Origin of the sequence: Pseudomonas sp. NFACC43 (assembly GCF_900119645.1) — a bacterium.
In the GTDB taxonomy this organism is placed as follows: domain Bacteria; phylum Pseudomonadota; class Gammaproteobacteria; order Pseudomonadales; family Pseudomonadaceae; genus Aquipseudomonas.
On record NZ_FPKK01000004.1, the window covers coordinates 360,521 to 377,881 of the forward strand.

Sequence of the window (17,361 nt, forward strand, 5' to 3'; positions counted from 1 at the left end):
GCGAGCAGGCTCGCTCCCACAACGGTCTACACCCGAAACGCATTGATCAATTGCTTGAGCTGCACCACCTGGGCTGACAATGCCCGGCTGGCATCCTCGGTCTGGTGTGCACCTTCGGCGGTGCGTTCGCCGGCGCGGTTGATCTCGACGATGTTCTGGTCGATGTCATGGGCCACGGCCGTCTGCTGTTCCACGGCGGCGGCGATCTGCTGGTTCTGGTCGACGATCATGCCCACGGCGCCGAGGATATTTTCCAGGGCCTGCTGGACCTGTTCCGATTGGCCTACCGTGCCGCTGGCCATTTCATGACTGGTGCCCATGGCCCGGACCGCAGCCCCCACGCCGCCGTGCAGGCGACTGATCATCGCTTCGATTTCTTCGGTCGATTGCTGGGTGCGCTTGGCCAGCGTCCGCACTTCGTCGGCCACCACCGCGAAGCCGCGCCCCTGCTCACCGGCCCGGGCCGCTTCGATGGCGGCGTTGAGGGCCAGCAGGTTGGTCTGCTCGGCGATGCTCTTGATCACGTCCAGCACGCGGCTGATGGCCTGGCTGTCGGTCGCCAGTTGATTGATGACCTGTACCGACTGGTCGATCTCGCTGGCCAAGCGGGCAATGCTGCCCTGCTGGGATTCCACCAGGCCTCGGCCGCTGAGGGTTTCGTCGTTGACGCTGTGGGCGCTGCTGACCGCCGCCGCGGCACTGCGAGCCACTTCCTGGGCGGTGGCCGACATCTGGTTCATGGCCGTGGCCACCAGCTCGATCTGGCTCCGCTGGCCGGCAACCGCCTGGTTGCTGCGGGCCGAGACGGTTTCCACCTGCCCGGCCTGGCGCTCCACCTCGGCGACCGTGCGGCCCACCTGTTCGATCAGGTCGTGGATCTTCGCCACCGTGCCATTGAACACCGCGCCCAATTCGCCCAGCTCATCCTTGCTGCTGGCCACGAAGTTGACCGTCATGTCCCCGGCCGCCACCTTGTCCATCATCTGCCCCAGGCGCTGGAGCGTCGTACGGGTCGAGGCATAGAAGCCGGCGTACAGGTAGAAAATCAGCAGGAATACCGCCGCCAGCGCCACGGCTTGCAGCACCATGTGGCTGCGATTCTGCTCCAGGCGATGCTGCAGTTGGGCGCCGAGAAAGCCCAGGGTCGATTCGTTCAACCGGTAGGTCTGGGCCATCAGCCCACTGACCTGATCGTAGAAGGCCGACCAGGGTGCATCGAGGGTGTCGGCCATCACCACTTGTTCTTCGATCAGTTCCGCCGCTTGCCTGAGGGTGTTCTTGCTGCTGGCCGCCGGCTCGGCCAACGCCTGCCCGGCCGCCTTGCTCGAGCCCAGGGCGTCCTGCAATTTCAGATCGTATTCGCCCTGAAGCTTTTCGACCTGTGCCAGCCACTCGTCGAACCGGGTGCTCGACGAGGAGTTGAGAAACCCCAGCCCCAGGGATGACGCGCCCAACGCGCGGCCTTCACCCAGGATCTGGGTCACGTTGGGAGTCACAGCGGTGATCAGTTCGCTGAGTTGACGGATATCACCCTGCCCATCGCGGCTCAGGCCTGCCTGGCTGGCGATGATCTGGCTCAGCATTTGCGCGCTATTGAGCAGCTTGCCGATCAAGGCGCTTTTGCTTTGCAGGGAACTCTCGGCCTGCTGGGCCTTGAACGCAGCGACCATTTCGTCGCGCTTGGCAACGAAGGCCTCTGCCTGCTCGGGTTCCACGGCCATGGCGGTCATGCCCTGCAGGCGGGCGAGGACCTGTTGTTCGAGCGTGCCGATCTTCGCTTCCACATCGCCGGCCTTGCCGGATTGGCCCAGGCTGGCATTGATCTGCACCAGGTTGTTCAGGGTTTCCAGGTCGCGGCGCAGGCTCAGGCTGCTGCCCAGCAGGTCGAGGCTCTGCAACTCCACATGGGTGCCCTGCAATTCCCGATAGGACTCGCGCACCAGAAAGAAGTTGGTCACCAGCATCGGCACTAGAAACAACACACTGATCAGGCTGAACTTCATGCCAAAGCTCAGACGGTTCATCAGGGCGACGGCGGGCCAGAGCAAACTCTTCACAGGAAAGCCTCCCGGTAGTGTTTTTATTTTTATGAGCACGCGCACAGCGACAGCAGAAAGCCACCATTGGTGGTGCTGTCCCTGTATAGCCTAAATCGGAAGGAAGATTTGTAACTTAAGGTTAACGGGAACGATCGTGAGGCGATCCCGCGTACCGGGGGCTTGCTGCAGCCGGCCTGCGAAGCAGATCCCGGGGCGCTTCAGGAAATGCCCACGCACGTTCGCGATTGCCCGCAACCGGGCGCAGGCAAGCCCTCGGGTCACAGGCCTGGCGGCGTGGTCTCGCGCCCGTCAGGCCAGTACGGTCCACACCGCAAACCCGGCGTACCAGAGCACCGCCGCACGCAGCAGCAACTCCCAGAGCCGATCCAGGTTATTGATGCCCTCGGGCCCTGCCAGGGGAGCGGAAATTTCCCCAGCCGCCAGGCCGACCTTATCGATCAGTTGCGCAGCACTGATGTTCCAGTTCAGCAGTTCATGCAGCATGATCCGGCTGACCCCGACGAAGTTGCCCACCAAGGCGAAACTGGCCGCCAGCAGCCGGACCGGCACCCAGTCGAAGGCATGGCGCAATTGCGCCGCCCGCTCCGCCACGCCAGGGTTCTGGCTATGTTCGGCAGCCAGCGCCAGCAAGCGATAACTCAGGGCCGCCACCGGCCCCAAGAGGAAGTACCAGAAGATCACCGCAAAAAAGCTCTGGTAGGCCTGCCACAGCAGATGGCCCTGGACCCTGCCCAGCAATTGCTCGCCATTGTCGGCTTCGATAGCCAGGTCGCGCTTGGCCACATGAGTCGCCGCCTGCAGGTCTTCGCGTCGCCAGGCATCGCGAAAGGGGCCCAGCTCGGCCAGCAGGTCACCGCGTCCCAGGCTGTAGATCACCACCAGCAGGTGCACCGGCAATGCCAGCAGACCATAGGCCACCGGCTCCAGCACCCACAGCAACAAGGCCAGCAACGCCACGGGGGCCAGTACCATCACTCCCAGCACCAGCCACGGCCGATTCACCCAGCGAGGGCTCGCCTCGATCCTGTTCAGCTCACGCAGCCATCCGCCGTCGCGCTGGATCCGCTGGCGCAAGGCCGAGAACTTCTCGATCCACACCGCCAGCAGCAACACCAGAAAACTCATTGTCCTTCCCCTTCTGTCAGGGCCGCACGGTAGCGTGCCCAGTCGAATGCCGGCCCCGGGTCAGTCTTGCGGCCCGGCGCAATGTCGCTGTGCCCGCAGATGCGCTCTACAGTGATCGAGCTGAACGCCGCCTGCAACTGCCGTGTCACGTCCACCAGGGCGGCATATTGCGCGTCGGTGAAAGGCAGGTCGTCGGTGCCCTCCAGCTCGATGCCTATGGAGAAATCATTGCAGGTCTCCCGGCCTTCGAAGCACGAAACCCCGGCGTGCCACGCACGCTCTAGACAAGAGACGAACTGGGTTATGGCGCCATCACGCTCGATCAGGAAATGCGCGGAAACGCGCAGGTCGGCGATACCGGCAAAATAGGGATGTTCCGTGACATCCAGGCGATTCTGGAAAAATTCCTGGACCTTGCCCGTGGCGAACTGGGCAGGCGGCAAACTGATGTTATGGATCACCAGCAGGGAAATCTCGCCCTCGGGGCGCGCATTGAAGTTGGGCGACGGGCAATGACGCACGCCGTGGCACCAACCGCTCGCGGGGTCCAGCTGCATACAGGTTCCTTCGATGACGACGATCAATGCCGCCAGTATGCCGTGATCGGCCTCGCCAGCGCGATCACTTGCCGCGATTGAGTTGTCGCAGGTTGCCCAGCACGGATTCCAGGGCCCTGTCGAACAGCAGGGTGTCGTCCAGTACCCGTGCCGCTCCGCGACGGAACTCCAGGGCCAGGCTGGTACGGCTGTGCTCCTGCACCTTGAGCCCGGTGCGGTTGACGAAAACGTATTTGCCGGTGCTCTCGATGATCGCCGCCAGCTTGCAACGCAGGCTGTTGTCTTCATCCTCCTGGAATTCCACCCAGCTTCCCAGGCGCAACTGGTCGACCTGGCGCAGCCCTACGTCATCGGCCGGCAAGCGAACCGCCGCGCTGTCGGCTGGCGCCTTGTGCGGAGGCCGCAAGACAATTCTTTCCTTCACTTCGATCATTTCCGGCGAATCGGACGCCTGGGCCTGCTCCGTGGCCTGGCCCATGCGCTGCAGCGCCTGTACATGCAGGAGCTCCAACTCGCTGAAAAACTCGCTGGTGGCGAACGGATCGAACGCCGAACGGCTCAGGCCCTCGCGCAGCGCCTTGAGCAACTCCGGCACCATCGCCAGCAAGCGCAGGCCGGCATCGGATTCGTCGTGGTACTGGACGCTCCAGATCAGTTGCTCCAGGGTCAGGACATCGGCGCGCCACTCGGCGGACTCCTCGCCATGCTTGAAGCCGGTCAACAGCAGCACCTGGCTCCAGGCCTGCTGCACAAACTCCACCACGGCCAGGGGCAGGGTCTTGCCCAGCATCACCTGGTTCAATACGCCTTCGACCCGCAAACGCGCCAGCTCGGCCTTCGCCCGCCCCTCTTCGGCGTCACGAATGCGCTGTTCGAGCAGCTCACAGCGACGCCGCTCGTCGCTGGTAAAGGCCAGGAAATCCGCCAGCACTTCGGAAAAGATCGCCGGGTCATCGATGAAGTCGTTCAGCAAGCGCTGGACCACCTGTTCGATACGCACGTAGAGATTGTCCCGCTGATGATCGTCGCAATCGCCCCAGCCCATGGCTGCGTCGGCAATTTCATTGAGCAACCGTCGAGCCGGATGATTGCCGCGGCTGAAGAAACTCTTGTCCAGCACCGCCACCTTGAGCATCGGGATCTGCAGGCGGCCGATCAGCGCCTTGAGGGTCTCGGGCAGGTTATGGTCGTCGAGAATGAACTCGAACATCATCGAGATCAGGTTGATCACATCTTCATCAGCACCTTCGACCACCCGAGACTTGCCACTCTTGACGCTGACACGGGTGAGCAGTTGTTCGAGCTGGCTGCGCAGGTCGAACTCATCCTGCTGGGTGGGCGCTGGCACATACTGCTGCAGGTGGGACAGCAGACGCAGCAGGTCCCGAGTGGAAATCGGCTGGGCCGGCGCACTGGGCTCCAGGGTCGGCGCCACGCTGCCTCGCACCTGCGCCAGCAGCTTCTGCAACGCGGCGAACACCTCCTGCACGCTGTCATCGACTTCAGCGACCGTCGGCCTGGCTGCCCTTTCCGGCAAGGATCGGGTGGGCTCCTCGATGCGATCCGACGCCCGCCGGGAGGGCGAAATCTTGAGGTCCGGCAGAATGCCCGTGGCGGCCAGCAACTGGTTGGCCTCGGCATAGAGCTGGTCGCATTCGCTGAGCACATAACGCTCGAACAGCTTGAGCAGGATCAGCTTGACCTTGATTCCCACCCCCAGGTTGCGCCCGGCCTGCAGGAAGTTTTCACACAGCAGTGCGGGGCTCAGAGGATTCTGCGAATTGGCCATGGGCCGGGCCAGCAGCACGCTGAGGCGTGCCGTCAACTGATCCAGGGAAGCTCCGTCGCGGCTCAGCACCCGAGTGACCATGGCCTCCACCGCCAGGTGGCGCTCCAGGTCGTCGCGGCTCGATCGCGCCTGGGCCAGGGCCGGCGTCAACGTAGCCTGGGTCAGGTCGTACTGGGCCAGGCTGACGAACGCCTCGAAAAACTGCTCGATGAACTCGCGCTCGATGCTTTTGCGTTTCAGGCGCAAGTCGCGCATGGCTTCGAAGTACAGGTTCTGTTCGACATCGTTGCGCGCCCGGTCGGCCATTTCGAACAATGTGTCGTCGGCGTTATCGAACAGCCCTTGCAAGCCCAGGCGCAGTTGCTGGGCGGCCTTGTCGCGGACCTGAAGCAGAATCACAGGCAAACGGGCGAGCGGCGAACGATTCGCCTGATCGGTAGAAACCTTGTGCAAAGGCACTACATTCCCGTCGTTGTGCATCCTGGCCTCCTGAAACGGTGTTCTTCGGTCGTAAACGTCAAAGCCATGACGTCAATCGAAAGGCGGATTATCTGGTAAAAGAACCCCGTCGCACCAGAGGACTCTGTGACCCAGCTCGAAATACATCGAAATAAGTGACCGGAAAATCGGGAAAATGTTGCGCGCAGGCGACCAAATGCAGGTCGCCAGCCCCAGGACGACATGACAATCAGGGGCGCCGTCGGGAAGGAACAATGCTTGTGGGACAGGACACTGGCCCTATAATCGGGCCACTTTGTCTGTGGAGCCCGTTATGCCGAACCTACGTCTCGCCGACCTGACCGCTGAAATCGAAGCCAATGTGCGCCGCGCGTTGCTCGAAGACGTCGGCAGCGGCGACATCACCGCGCAACTGATCCCCGCCGAACGCCTGGCCAAGGCCACCATCATTACCCGGGAAGCCGCGACCATCAGTGGCACCGCCTGGGTCGATGCCGTGTTCCGGCAACTGGATCCGCGCGTGGCGGTACATTGGCAGGTGCGCGACGGCGACCGGGTCAGCCCCGACCAGGCGCTGTTTCACCTCGAGGGCCCGGCCCGCTCGCTGCTGACCGGCGAACGCAGTGCGCTGAATTTCCTGCAGATGCTCTCGGGCGTGGCCACCCGGGCTCGCTACCTGGCGGACTTTGTCGCCGGCACCCAGGTCAAGCTGCTGGACACCCGCAAGACCTTGCCCGGGCTGCGCCTGGCCCAGAAGTACGCAGTGACCTGTGGCGGCTGCCACAACCACCGCATCGGCCTCTACGATGCCTTCCTGATCAAGGAAAACCACATCGCGGCCTGCGGCGGCATCACCCAGGCCATTGCCGCCGCCCACAAGATCGCACCGGGCAAACCGGTGGAGGTCGAGGTCGAAAGCCTGACGGAATTGAAGGAAGCCCTGGCGGCCGATGCCGACATCATCATGCTCGACGAACTGAGCCTGGACGACATGCGCGAGGCCGTACGCCTGAACGCCGGGAAGGCGAAGCTGGAGGCCAGCGGTGGCATCAACGAAAGTACCTTGCGTCCGATTGCCGAGACCGGCGTGGACTACATCTCGATCGGCGCAATGACCAAGGATGTGAAAGCCGTGGATCTGTCGATGCGACTGAGCCTTTGATACGAAAAAACGCCAGCCCCGAAGAGGCTGGCGTTTTTCTCAGACCACCAGATTATTCATCTCGCAGTACTCTTCCCACTCCACGCCCAACACCTCGGCCGCTTCCTTGTGCAGGGCCAGGCGCTGCGCCTCGAACTCCTCAGGCGTGCTGGTGTACTTGAGCGTCAGTTCCCAAGGCTGCAGCCCCTGGGCTTCGGCTTCGTCCTCGAACGCCCACTGGATCTGGTCTTTCTGATCGTCGGCGCTCAGGTCCTTGATTTCTTCCATTAACTGAGGCGTATCCAGGGCGTATTTGCGCAGGGCTTCTTCGTGTCTGGCTTCTTGCGTCAGTTCTTTAGCCGTCATGTCGTTCTCGCTGATCGGAGGAATGGGGATGGGTCTGGATCATCAAGGATCTCTCTGACGCAGAAAACCGTTAACAAGCCCGGTTTACCTGGCCTTCGGAACCATTCGGGGATCATCTGAAAACTGCTGGGCGATACACATGCAGCACGAATATAGGTTGTTTTACCGACGATTTACACGGCTCTTTACATCTATCCCACAAAAAACCTGTGCAGAAGAAATCGAGCGGGCCCTGGAACATCTGTCAAAACAACCAGTCATAGCCATGTGCCATACCGGCAAATCACAAGGACCCCAGCGATGCGCAGCTTTGCGAAACGTTCGTCAATCCAACTGGCTACCGCAACTTTGCTGCTCGGCAGCCTGGCCCTGGCCGACATCGCTCACGCGGCGGTTGAAGTTTCTTCCAACGGGCCGTCTTACTCCGACGTCATTCCTGCCCTTCATCATGAGGCGTTTGATAAGTACACACTCGTCAGGACCAACATCAGCGCCAGTGCCTTGGAAAACCTGCCAAAAACCGTGAAGGACAATGCCGACGAACTGGAAAACCAGAAGCGCACCCTCGCCGAGCAGGCCCGCCAGATCGAGGAGCTCAAGCGCAACAGCGGCTCGAGCTCCACCTCCAGCAGCAGGGAGATTGACGATCTCAAGCGCACCATCAAGGAACAGGAACGCGAACTGAGCGACCTCGGCAAGCAAGTGGAGGAACTCAAGCGCAATGGCGGGTCCAGTGCGAGTGCGAGCAACAGCGAAATTTCCTCGCTGAAACAGGAACTCGGCAACCAGGATCGCGAGATGGATCAGCTCAAACGCACAGTCGAGGAATTGAGCCGGAAGGTGAAGTAGCGGAGGGATGATGGTGCCCGAGACAGGAATCGAACCTGCGACCTTCGCGTTACGAGTGCGCTGCTCTACCGGCTGAGCTACACGGGCGGTGGCTAAACCTAGCATCGTCGCCTGTGGCCAGGCAACCCGCGACAAAAGGATTTTCGCCACACAGCAAAACGCCCCGAACCAGTCGGGGCGTTTGCTTGTTCAGCGGTCAGGCGCGGGGGTGATTAAACGCCCGATGCCTTGGCTGCTGCGACGTCCTTGATGGACAGCTTGATACGGCCGCGGTTGTCCACGTCCAGTACCAGCACTTCCACTTCCTGGCCTTCCTTGAGGATGTCGGTCACTTTCTCGACGCGAGCATCGCTCAGCATGGAGATGTGAACCAGACCGTCCTTGCCCGGCAGGATGTTGACGAAGGCGCCGAAGTCGACGATGCGCTCGACCTTGCCGACGTAGATCTTGCCGATCTCGGCTTCGGCAGTGATGCCCAGGACGCGCTGGCGTGCAGCCTCTGCCGCTTCCTTGGTTTCGCCGAAGATCTTGATCGAACCGTCGTCCTCGATGTCGATCGAAGCCTTGGTTTCCTCGCAGATCGCACGGATGGTCGCGCCGCCTTTACCGATGACGTCACGGATCTTGTCGGTGTCAATCTTCATCGCGATCATGGTCGGAGCGTTTTCCGACAGTTCGGTACGGGACTGACCGATGACCTGGTTCATCTGACCGAGGATGTTCAGGCGCGCTTCCAGGGCCTGGCCCAGGGCGATCTCCATGATCTCTTCGGTGATGCCCTTGATCTTGATGTCCATCTGCAGCGCGGTCACGCCCTTGGCGGTACCGGCTACTTTGAAGTCCATGTCGCCCAGGTGGTCTTCGTCGCCCAGGATGTCGGTCAGGACGGCGAACTTCTCACCTTCCTTCACCAGGCCCATGGCGATACCGGCAACCGGCGCCTTCATCGGAACGCCTGCGTCCATCAGTGCCAGGGAAGCGCCGCAGACCGAAGCCATGGAGCTCGAACCGTTGGACTCGGTGATTTCCGAAACCACGCGGATGGTGTACGGGAACGAATCGGTGTCCGGCAGCATGGCCTGGACGGAACGGCGGGCCAGGCGGCCGTGACCGATTTCGCGACGACCGGCGCCACCCATGCGGCCACACTCGCCCACCGAGAACGGCGGGAAGTTGTAGTGCAGCATGAACGGGTCTTTCTTTTCGCCTTCCAGGGTGTCCAGCAGTTGCGCGTCACGGGCGGTGCCCAGGGTTGCAACGACCAGGGCCTGGGTTTCACCACGGGTGAACAGCGCCGAACCGTGGGTCTTCGGCAGCACGCCGACTTCGATGTTCAGCGGACGTACGGTGCGGGTGTCGCGACCGTCGATACGTGGCTTGCCGTTGACGATGTTTTCGCGAACGGTGCGGTATTCGATTTCGCCGAAAGCCGCCTTGACGTCGCTGGCCGATGGCTGGCCTTCTTCGCCGGAGAACCGCGCCACTACCTGGTCACGCAGCTCGCCCAGGCGCGCATAACGGTCGGCCTTGATGGTGATGGTGTAGGCCTGGGAAATCGCTTCGCCGAACTCGGCACGGATCGCGCCCAGCAGCTCGGTGGCTTCCGGTTGCGGCGCCCAGGTCCAGGTTGGCTTGGCAGCTTCGGCGGCCAGTTCCTTGACGGCGTTGATCACGACCTGAAACTCGTCATGGGCGAACAGTACGGCGCCCAGCATCTGGTCTTCGGTCAGTTCCTTGGCTTCGGATTCAACCATCAGCACGGCTTCGGAAGTACCGGCCACGACCATGTCCAGGCTCGATGCCTTCAGTTGCTCGTAGGTCGGGTTCAGCAGGTAGCCGGTGCTTTCGTGGAAGGCCACGCGGGCAGCGCCGATAGGACCGTCGAAAGGAATGCCGGAGATCGCCAGCGCGGCCGAGGTACCGATCATCGCAGCGATGTCCGGATCGGTTTTCTTGCTGGTGGAAACGACGGTGCAGACCACCTGCACTTCGTTCATGAAACCTTCAGGGAAAAGCGGACGGATCGGACGGTCGATCAGGCGGGAAGTCAGGGTTTCCTTCTCGGAAGGACGGCCTTCGCGCTTGAAGAAACCACCCGGGATCTTACCGGCGGCGTAGGTCTTTTCCTGATAGTGGACAGACAGAGGGAAGAAGCCCTTGCCTGGATCGGCCTGCTTGGCACCGACAACGGTCACCAATACGCTGACGTCGTCGTCAACGGTGACCAGCACTGCGCCGGATGCCTGACGGGCGATACGGCCAGTCTCGAGGGTAACGGTCGACTGACCGAACTGGAATTTCTTGATTACCGGGTTCACGGTGTCCTACCTTCTTTGTGGCTCTTGGGGAAACTTGTCTTCTTGCGAAATTCTTGGGCAGTGCCGGGAATCGGCCCAACGACTGTCCAGATAAAACTTGAGGCTGGGAGCCTGCCGGTCGCCGACGCGAACGCGGGCAACTGGCAGACAACCAACCTCATAGCGCAATCGCTGATTAGCGACGCAGGCCCAGGCGGCCGATCAAGGTGCTGTAACGATTGACGTCCTTGCCCTTGAGGTAGTCCAGCAGCTTGCGACGCTGGTTTACCATGCGGATCAGACCACGACGGGAGTGGTGATCTTTACCGTTGGCCTTGAAGTGACCTTGCAGTTTGTTGATGTTGGCGGTCAGCAGTGCAACTTGCACTTCTGGCGAACCAGTGTCACCAACAGCTTGCTGGTAGTCGGTCACGATCTGAGCTTTTTCTTCAACGCTGAGTGCCATGTGGCTTTCCTCTTGTTCAAGGTACCGTTTCCGAGGAAACCGCACCAACAGGCCAGGGACAGATCCCTGTATCTATAAATGAGTGATGACCGTGCCTGTTGACAGCCACACTCGCCCGCCTGCTGTTACACAGACGGGTTCCGGTCATTCCGACCGAATCAATCGACGTGGCGCAATGCGCCCGTCTTCGCTCACTTCACCGATACCGATGAAGCGACCGTTGTGATCCTGTACCCGTACCATGCCGAATTTCGGCGCGTCCGGGGCGCGTACCGGCTGGCCGTTGAGCCAGTAGAAAGCGCTGTGTTCGGAGAACTGCAGCAGCGGCCAATCCAGCAAGCCACTGTCCGATGGCATCAGGAAACGGTCCACCGCTTCGTTGCCACCTTCGGCATGTGCCGCTTCCAGCTCTTGCAACGTGACCGTCTGGGCCAGCGCGAAAGGACCGGCCTGGGTCCGTCGCAGTTCTGCCACGTACGCACCACAGCCGAGCTGCTCACCGATATCCTCCACCAGGGTACGGATATAGGTGCCTTTGCTGCAATCCACGGCAAGCCGGACAGTATTACCGTCAAAAGCCAGCAATTCCAAGCGCGCAATAGTAACAGAACGCGGTTCACGCTCCACTACTTCGCCTGCACGAGCCAGCTTGTACAGCGGCTGTCCGTCCCGCTTGAGCGCGGAGTACATCGGCGGTATCTGACTGATTTGCCCGCGGAAACGCGGCAGTACCGCTTCGATATCCGCCTGACCAACGGTCACCGGGCGCTCGCGCAAAACCTCGCCTTCGGCATCTGCCGTGGTGGTGGTCTTGCCCAGTTGCGCCAGGGTTTCATAGCCCTTGTCGGAATCGAGCAGGTACTGGGAGAACTTGGTCGCCTCGCCGAAGCACAACGGCAGCACGCCGGTGGCAAGCGGATCGAGGCTACCGGTATGCCCGGCCTTCTCGGCATTGAGCAGCCAGCGAACCTTCTGCAATGCCGCGTTGGAGGTAAACCCCAGCGGTTTGTCGAGCAGGATGATGCCGCTCACGTTACGACGGATACGTTTGACCTGAGCCACCGGTTACTCCTTGGTGTCTTCGGGTTCAGCCGCGTGCTGACTGTCTTCAGCCACGGCGCGCTCGATCAGGGCCGACAGATGCGCCCCGCGCGCGACGCTTTCGTCGTAGTGGAAATGCAACTGTGGAACACTGCGCAACTTCATTTCGCGGGCCAGCTGCATGCGCAGGAAGCCGGCGGCCGAGTTGAGCACCTTGATGCTCTGGCCGATGTCTTCGGCATTGTCCTGGCCCATCACGGTGATGAAGATCTTCGCATGACCGACGTCACGACTGACTTCTACCGCGGTGATGGTCACCAGGCCGACACGTGGATCCTTGACTTCGCGACGGATCAACTGCGCCAGCTCACGCTGCATCTGATCGCCGATGCGTTGGGTACGGCTATATTCTTTTGCCATGTCTTGTTACCTGTTACTGCCCCACGGTGAAACCCGCAAGGTCTGAAAGCGGCAAACGCCCGGCCTGGCAAAAAGCCGGACCGGGCGTTGCGTTTAGAGTCCGCCGGCGACGGCGCGCATGTGCATGCGACCAGCCACCAGGGCTCTTGAAGTGCGCGAGTCAGAGGCTGCGAGCAACCTGGACCTTCTCGAAGACTTCGATCTTGTCGCCGACCTTGACGTCGTTGTAGCTCTTGACGCCAATACCGCATTCCATGCCGGCACGTACTTCGGAAGCGTCATCCTTGAAGCGACGCAGGGATTCCAGCTCGCCTTCGAAGATCACGATGTCTTCACGCAGTACACGGATCGGACGGTTACGGTGAACGACACCTTCGATCACCATGCAACCGGCGATCGCGCCGAACTTCGGCGAACGGAACACATCGCGTACTTCGGCCACGCCCAGGATGTTCTCCCGCACGTCGCTGCCCAGCATGCCGGTGAGGGCTTTCTTGACGTCTTCGATGATGTCGTAGATCACGTTGTAGTAACGCATATCCAGACCTTCCTGCTCGACGATCTTGCGAGCGCCGGCATCGGCACGCACGTTGAAGCCGAACAGTACAGCGTTGGAAGCCAGTGCCAGGTTGGCGTCGCTTTCGGTGATACCACCGACGCCGCCGCCGACCACACGCACCTGCACTTCGTCGTTGCCCAGGCCGTTCAATGCGCCCTGCAAGGCTTCCAGCGAGCCACGGACGTCGGACTTGAGGACGATGTTGAGCGTCTTCTTCTCTTCCTGGCCCATGCTTTCGAAGATGTTTTCCAGCTTGCCGGCGTGAGCGCGAGCCAGTTTGACTTCGCGGAACTTGCCTTGACGGAACAGAGCCACTTCACGGGCTTTCTTCTCGTCGGCCACAACGCTCATCTCGTCGCCAGCGTCCGGGGTACCGTCCAGGCCGAGGATTTCGACCGGAATGGCCGGACCGGCCTCCTTGATGGCCTTGCCGTTCTCGTCGAGCATGGCACGCACGCGGCCATAGTTCGAACCGACCAGCACCATGTCACCCTGACGCAGCGTACCGTCCTGAACCAGGACCGTTGCCACCGGACCGCGGCCCTTGTCCAGGCGCGATTCGACTACGACACCACGGCCAGGAGCCGATGGCGTGGCGGTCAGTTCGAGCACTTCAGCCTGCAGCAATACCGCTTCGAGCAGCTCGTCGACGCCAGTACCCATCTTCGCGGAAACCGGGACGAATGGCGTGTCGCCACCCCAGTCTTCGGAGGTCACGCCGTGAACCGACAGTTCGCTGCGGATGCGATCGAGGTCGGCACCCGGCTTGTCGATCTTGTTCACCGCCACCACCAGCGGAACACCGGCCGCCTGGGCGTGCTGGACAGCCTCGACAGTCTGAGGCATCACGCCGTCGTCCGCCGCGACCACCAGGATCACGATGTCGGTCGCCTTGGCACCACGGGCACGCATAGCGGTAAACGCGGCGTGGCCCGGGGTATCGAGGAAGGTGACCATGCCACGTTCGGTTTCAACGTGGTACGCACCGATGTGCTGGGTAATGCCGCCAGCTTCGCCAGCCGCTACCTTGGCGCGACGGATGTAGTCGAGCAACGAGGTCTTACCGTGGTCGACGTGGCCCATGACGGTCACGACCGGTGCACGAGGAACCGCTTCACCTTCGAACTTCAGGGACTCGGCCAGGGAATCTTCCAGGGCGGTGTCGCTGATCAGGGTCACTTTGTGGCCCAGCTCTTCGGCAACCAGTTGGGCAGTTTCCTGGTCCAGTACCTGGTTGATGGTGGCCGGGGTACCCAGCTTGAACATGAACTTGATGATTTCAGCAGCCTTGACCGACATCTGCTGGGCCAGGTCGCCCACAGTGATGGTCTCGCCGATCTTCACTTCGCGCACGACAGGACCGGTAGGGCTCTGGAAACCGTGGGCGTTGCGCTTCTTCAGCTTGGCCTTGCCACGACCGCCGCGACGGAAGCCATCGCTTTCTTCGTCGGTGGTGCGTGGTGCAACCCGCGGGGCCGGTGCCTTTTCCTTGACCGACGCGCGATGAGGAGCATTCTTGCGCTCGCCATCACCACCACGACGGTTTTCGTCGGCACGCGACTTGTCCGGGCGACGCTGTTCGTCACGCTTGCGGGTATCCGCCACAGGGGCTGGAGCCGGAGCCAGTACCGGCGCGCTTTCACGCACAGGCTCGACAACCTCGGCAGGTTCCGCGACCGCTTCGACCGGAGCGGCTTGCTCCGCAGGAGGCTGGCGACGCGCTTCTTCTTCGGCGCGGCGCTTGGCTTCTTCTTCAGCCTTCTGGCGCGCAGCATTTTCCGCTGCACGACGTTCTTCCAGCTCGCGTTTGCGCTCGGCTTCGATTTCTTCCGGGCTGCGCTGCACGAAAACTTTCTTCTTGCGCACTTCTACGCTGATGCTCTTGCTACCGGCAACACGCAGGGTGCTGGTAGTTTTACGCTGCAGCGTGATCTTGCGCGGTTCTTCCACTTTTGCCTTGTGACTGCTCTTCAAGTGAGTCAGCAGGGACTGCTTCTCACTGTCGGTCACATGTTCCTCGGCGGCGGTGTGCGGCAGACCTGCCTCACGCATCTGCTGCAACAGGCGCTCTACCGGTGTTTTGACCTCATCGGCCAGTTGTTTCACCGTGACTTGCGTCATGCACTTCTCTCCTCAGGCCGCGCCTAATTACTCGAACCAGTGGGCTCGGGCGGCCATGATCAACTTGCCGGCACGATCATCGTCAATGCCGTCGATGTCGAGCAGATCGTCAATAGACTGCTCGGCCAGGTCTTCGCGGGTAATTACGCCGCGCACCGCCAGTTCCATCGCCAAATCCTTGTCCATACCCTCAAGCGAGAGCAGGTCTTCGGCCGGATGGGCGTCTGCCAGCTTTTCCTCAGTAGCGATGGCTTTGGTCAACAAACGATCCTTGGCCCGAGCGCGAAGCTCGGTGACGATATCTTCGTCAAAGCCATCGATGTTGAGCATCTCTTCCACCGGCACGTAGGCAATCTCTTCCAGGCTGGTAAAGCCTTCATCCACCAGCACCTGTGCCAACTCTTCATCGACTTCGAGCTCTTCGATGAAATTGCGCAGGATGTCGCCGGTTTCAGCTTGCTGTTTGGCCTGGATGTCCGATTCGGTCATCACGTTCAAGGTCCAGCCTGTCAGTTGGCTGGCCAGACGTACGTTCTGACCACCGCGACCGATGGCCTGGGCCAGATTGTCTGCGCCAACGGCGATGTCCATGGCATGGGCATCTTCGTCGACGATAATTGCCGCCACTTCGGCAGGCGACATGGCATTGATCACGAACTGGGCCGGGTTATCGTCCCACAGCACGATGTCCACGCGCTCGCCGCCCAACTCGCCGGATACGGCCTGGACACGCGAACCGCGCATGCCGATGCAGGCACCTTGCGGGTCGATACGCTTGTCCTTGGAACGGACCGCGATCTTGGCACGCGAGCCCGGATCCCGGGAGGCGCCCATGACTTCGATCAGGCCTTCGGCGATTTCCGGCACTTCGATGCGGAACAACTCGATCAGCATTTCCGGCGCGGTACGCGACAGGATCAACTGCGGGCCGCGGTTCTCGGTGCGGATTTCCTTGAGCAGCGCACGCAGACGCACCCCCACCCGGAAAGTCTCGCGGGAAATGATGTCTTCCCGAGCCAGCAGCGCCTCGGCATTGTTGCCCAGGTCGACGATCACGTTGTCGCGGGTAACCTTCTTCACGGTGCCGGAGATGATTTCACCCAGCTTCTCGCGATAGGCGTCGACGACTTGCGCACGCTCGGCTTCGCGAACTTTCTGCACAATGACCTGCTTGGCAGTCTGTGCAGCGATGCGACCGAACTCGATGGATTCGATCTTTTCCTCGACCACGTCACCCACCTTGGCGCCAGGATGCGTTTGCGCAACCTTGCTCGGCCAGGTTTCGATCGCCGGGTCATCCAGGTCGGCTTCCTCGACTACCGTCCAACGACGGAACGTCTCGTAGGCACCGGTGTGGCGATTGATCTCCACACGCAAGTCAACTTCGTCTTCAAACCGCTTCTTGGTAGCAGTGGCCAGAGCCAACTCCAGCGCTTCAAAAATCACGCCAGCCGGTACGCCCTTTTCATTGGATACCGACTCAACAACCAGCAGTACTTCTTTGCTCATCGTACGCCTCGCCTTTCGCAAGCCATTGGATCCGCGGGATCCGCAGTATCTGGCACGTATCAGTCAAAACTGGGAATAATGTTGGCCTTGTCGATCATATCGATCGGCAACAGGAACTCATGGTCATCTACCTGCACCACGACGTCCTGCTCTTCTACACCGCGCAGAAGGCCTTGAAAGTTGCGTCGTCCTTCAAAAGGCGAGCGCAGCTTGATCTTTACTTGTTCCCCGGCAAACGAGGCAAACTGTTCGAGAGTGAACAGAGGGCGCTCCATGCCAGGCGAGGAAACTTCAAGGGTGTATTCGCTGCTGATAGGATCTTCAACATCCAGTACACCGCTGATCTGACGGCTGACGATGGCACAGTCGTCCACCAGCACGCCGCCTTCCTTATCGATATAAACGCGCAACAGTGAGTGGCGACCTTGAGCCGAAAACTCAATACCCCAGCATTCATAGCCAAGGGCCACGACCACCGGGGCCAACAAGGCCTGCAACTGTTCTAGCTTGCTCGACACCTGAACCCCCTCGTGCATGTTTGTGCATGCTGTGCAAATAAAAAAAAATGGGCGAATCGCCCATCCCTGAAACGCCGTTGAACA

At 61.1% G+C, this 17,361-nt stretch carries 13 protein-coding genes, 1 tRNA gene and 2 pseudogenes; 2 read left to right on the plus strand and 14 right to left on the minus strand.

Going from position 1 to position 17,361, the window contains the following annotated elements:
• Positions 1-26: 26 nt before the first annotated feature.
• The 5 genes and pseudogenes from BT179_RS27190 to BT179_RS10340 all read right to left on the minus strand — a co-directional run.
• Positions 27-599 (minus strand): annotated as a pseudogene (locus BT179_RS27190) (methyl-accepting chemotaxis protein); the annotation flags it as partial.
• 333 nt (positions 600-932) lie between these two features.
• A pseudogene (locus BT179_RS27195) lies at positions 933-2,024 on the minus strand (methyl-accepting chemotaxis protein); the annotation flags it as partial.
• Between the two features lie 324 nt (positions 2,025-2,348).
• Positions 2,349-3,185: a regulatory signaling modulator protein AmpE gene (gene ampE / locus BT179_RS10330; RefSeq protein WP_072430737.1), complete on the minus strand. Its 837-nt coding sequence runs from the start codon at positions 3,183-3,185 to the stop codon at positions 2,349-2,351.
• Positions 3,182-3,742: a 1,6-anhydro-N-acetylmuramyl-L-alanine amidase AmpD gene (gene ampD, locus BT179_RS10335; protein ID WP_072430736.1), complete on the minus strand. Its 561-nt coding sequence runs from the start codon at positions 3,740-3,742 to the stop codon at positions 3,182-3,184. The genes ampE and ampD overlap by 4 nt, the downstream gene beginning before the upstream one ends.
• A 64-nt stretch (positions 3,743-3,806) precedes the next feature.
• Positions 3,807-6,011, minus strand: coding sequence for a DUF1631 domain-containing protein (locus BT179_RS10340; protein ID WP_072388533.1), 2,205 nt, complete (start codon positions 6,009-6,011; stop codon positions 3,807-3,809).
• A 292-nt stretch (positions 6,012-6,303) separates the two neighbouring features.
• Here BT179_RS10340 and nadC point away from each other — a divergent pair, with 292 nt between their 5' ends.
• The gene (gene nadC, locus BT179_RS10345; RefSeq protein ID WP_072388535.1) at positions 6,304-7,152 is read left to right on the plus strand and encodes a carboxylating nicotinate-nucleotide diphosphorylase; all 849 of its coding nucleotides are present in this window, start codon (positions 6,304-6,306) and stop codon (positions 7,150-7,152) included.
• Between the two features lie 39 nt (positions 7,153-7,191).
• Here nadC and BT179_RS10350 read toward each other — a convergent pair whose 3' ends face one another.
• A complete protein-coding gene (locus tag BT179_RS10350; protein WP_072388537.1) occupies positions 7,192-7,497 on the minus strand; it encodes a DUF6388 family protein in 306 nt (101 codons plus the stop codon).
• A gap of 300 nt (positions 7,498-7,797) precedes the next feature.
• Here BT179_RS10350 and BT179_RS10355 point away from each other — a divergent pair, with 300 nt between their 5' ends.
• Entirely contained in the window at positions 7,798-8,346 is a 549-nt protein-coding gene (locus BT179_RS10355; protein ID WP_072388539.1) for a hypothetical protein, read from the plus strand.
• A gap of 11 nt (positions 8,347-8,357) precedes the next feature.
• Here the strand turns inward: BT179_RS10355 and BT179_RS10360 are convergent.
• The 8 genes from BT179_RS10360 to rimP all read right to left on the minus strand — a co-directional run bounded on the left by BT179_RS10360 (position 8,358) and on the right by rimP (position 17,277).
• Positions 8,358-8,433 (minus strand) — tRNA-Thr (locus BT179_RS10360).
• A 125-nt stretch (positions 8,434-8,558) separates the two neighbouring features.
• Positions 8,559-10,664 (minus strand): polyribonucleotide nucleotidyltransferase, encoded by a 2,106-nt coding sequence (pnp, locus tag BT179_RS10365; RefSeq protein WP_072430735.1) that lies wholly within the window; start codon positions 10,662-10,664, stop codon positions 8,559-8,561.
• Positions 10,665-10,839: 175 nt separating this feature from the next.
• Positions 10,840-11,109 (minus strand): 30S ribosomal protein S15, encoded by a 270-nt coding sequence (gene rpsO, locus BT179_RS10370; protein WP_039592311.1) that lies wholly within the window; start codon positions 11,107-11,109, stop codon positions 10,840-10,842.
• 144 nt (positions 11,110-11,253) lie between these two features.
• Positions 11,254-12,171, minus strand: a complete 918-nt coding sequence (gene truB, locus BT179_RS10375) for a tRNA pseudouridine(55) synthase TruB (protein ID WP_072388543.1) — start codon at positions 12,169-12,171, stop codon at positions 11,254-11,256.
• 3 nt (positions 12,172-12,174) lie between these two features.
• The gene (gene rbfA / locus BT179_RS10380; protein ID WP_072388545.1) at positions 12,175-12,570 is read right to left on the minus strand and encodes a 30S ribosome-binding factor RbfA; all 396 of its coding nucleotides are present in this window, start codon (positions 12,568-12,570) and stop codon (positions 12,175-12,177) included.
• 160 nt (positions 12,571-12,730) lie between these two features.
• Positions 12,731-15,250 (minus strand): translation initiation factor IF-2, encoded by a 2,520-nt coding sequence (gene infB / locus BT179_RS10385; RefSeq protein ID WP_072388547.1) that lies wholly within the window; start codon positions 15,248-15,250, stop codon positions 12,731-12,733.
• Positions 15,251-15,277: 27 nt separating this feature from the next.
• Positions 15,278-16,759, minus strand: a complete 1,482-nt coding sequence (gene nusA, locus BT179_RS10390; protein ID WP_072388549.1) for a transcription termination factor NusA — start codon at positions 16,757-16,759, stop codon at positions 15,278-15,280.
• A 59-nt stretch (positions 16,760-16,818) separates the two neighbouring features.
• Positions 16,819-17,277, minus strand: coding sequence for a ribosome maturation factor RimP (rimP, locus tag BT179_RS10395; RefSeq protein WP_072388755.1), 459 nt, complete (start codon positions 17,275-17,277; stop codon positions 16,819-16,821).
• Between the last annotated feature and the right edge of the window lie 84 nt (positions 17,278-17,361).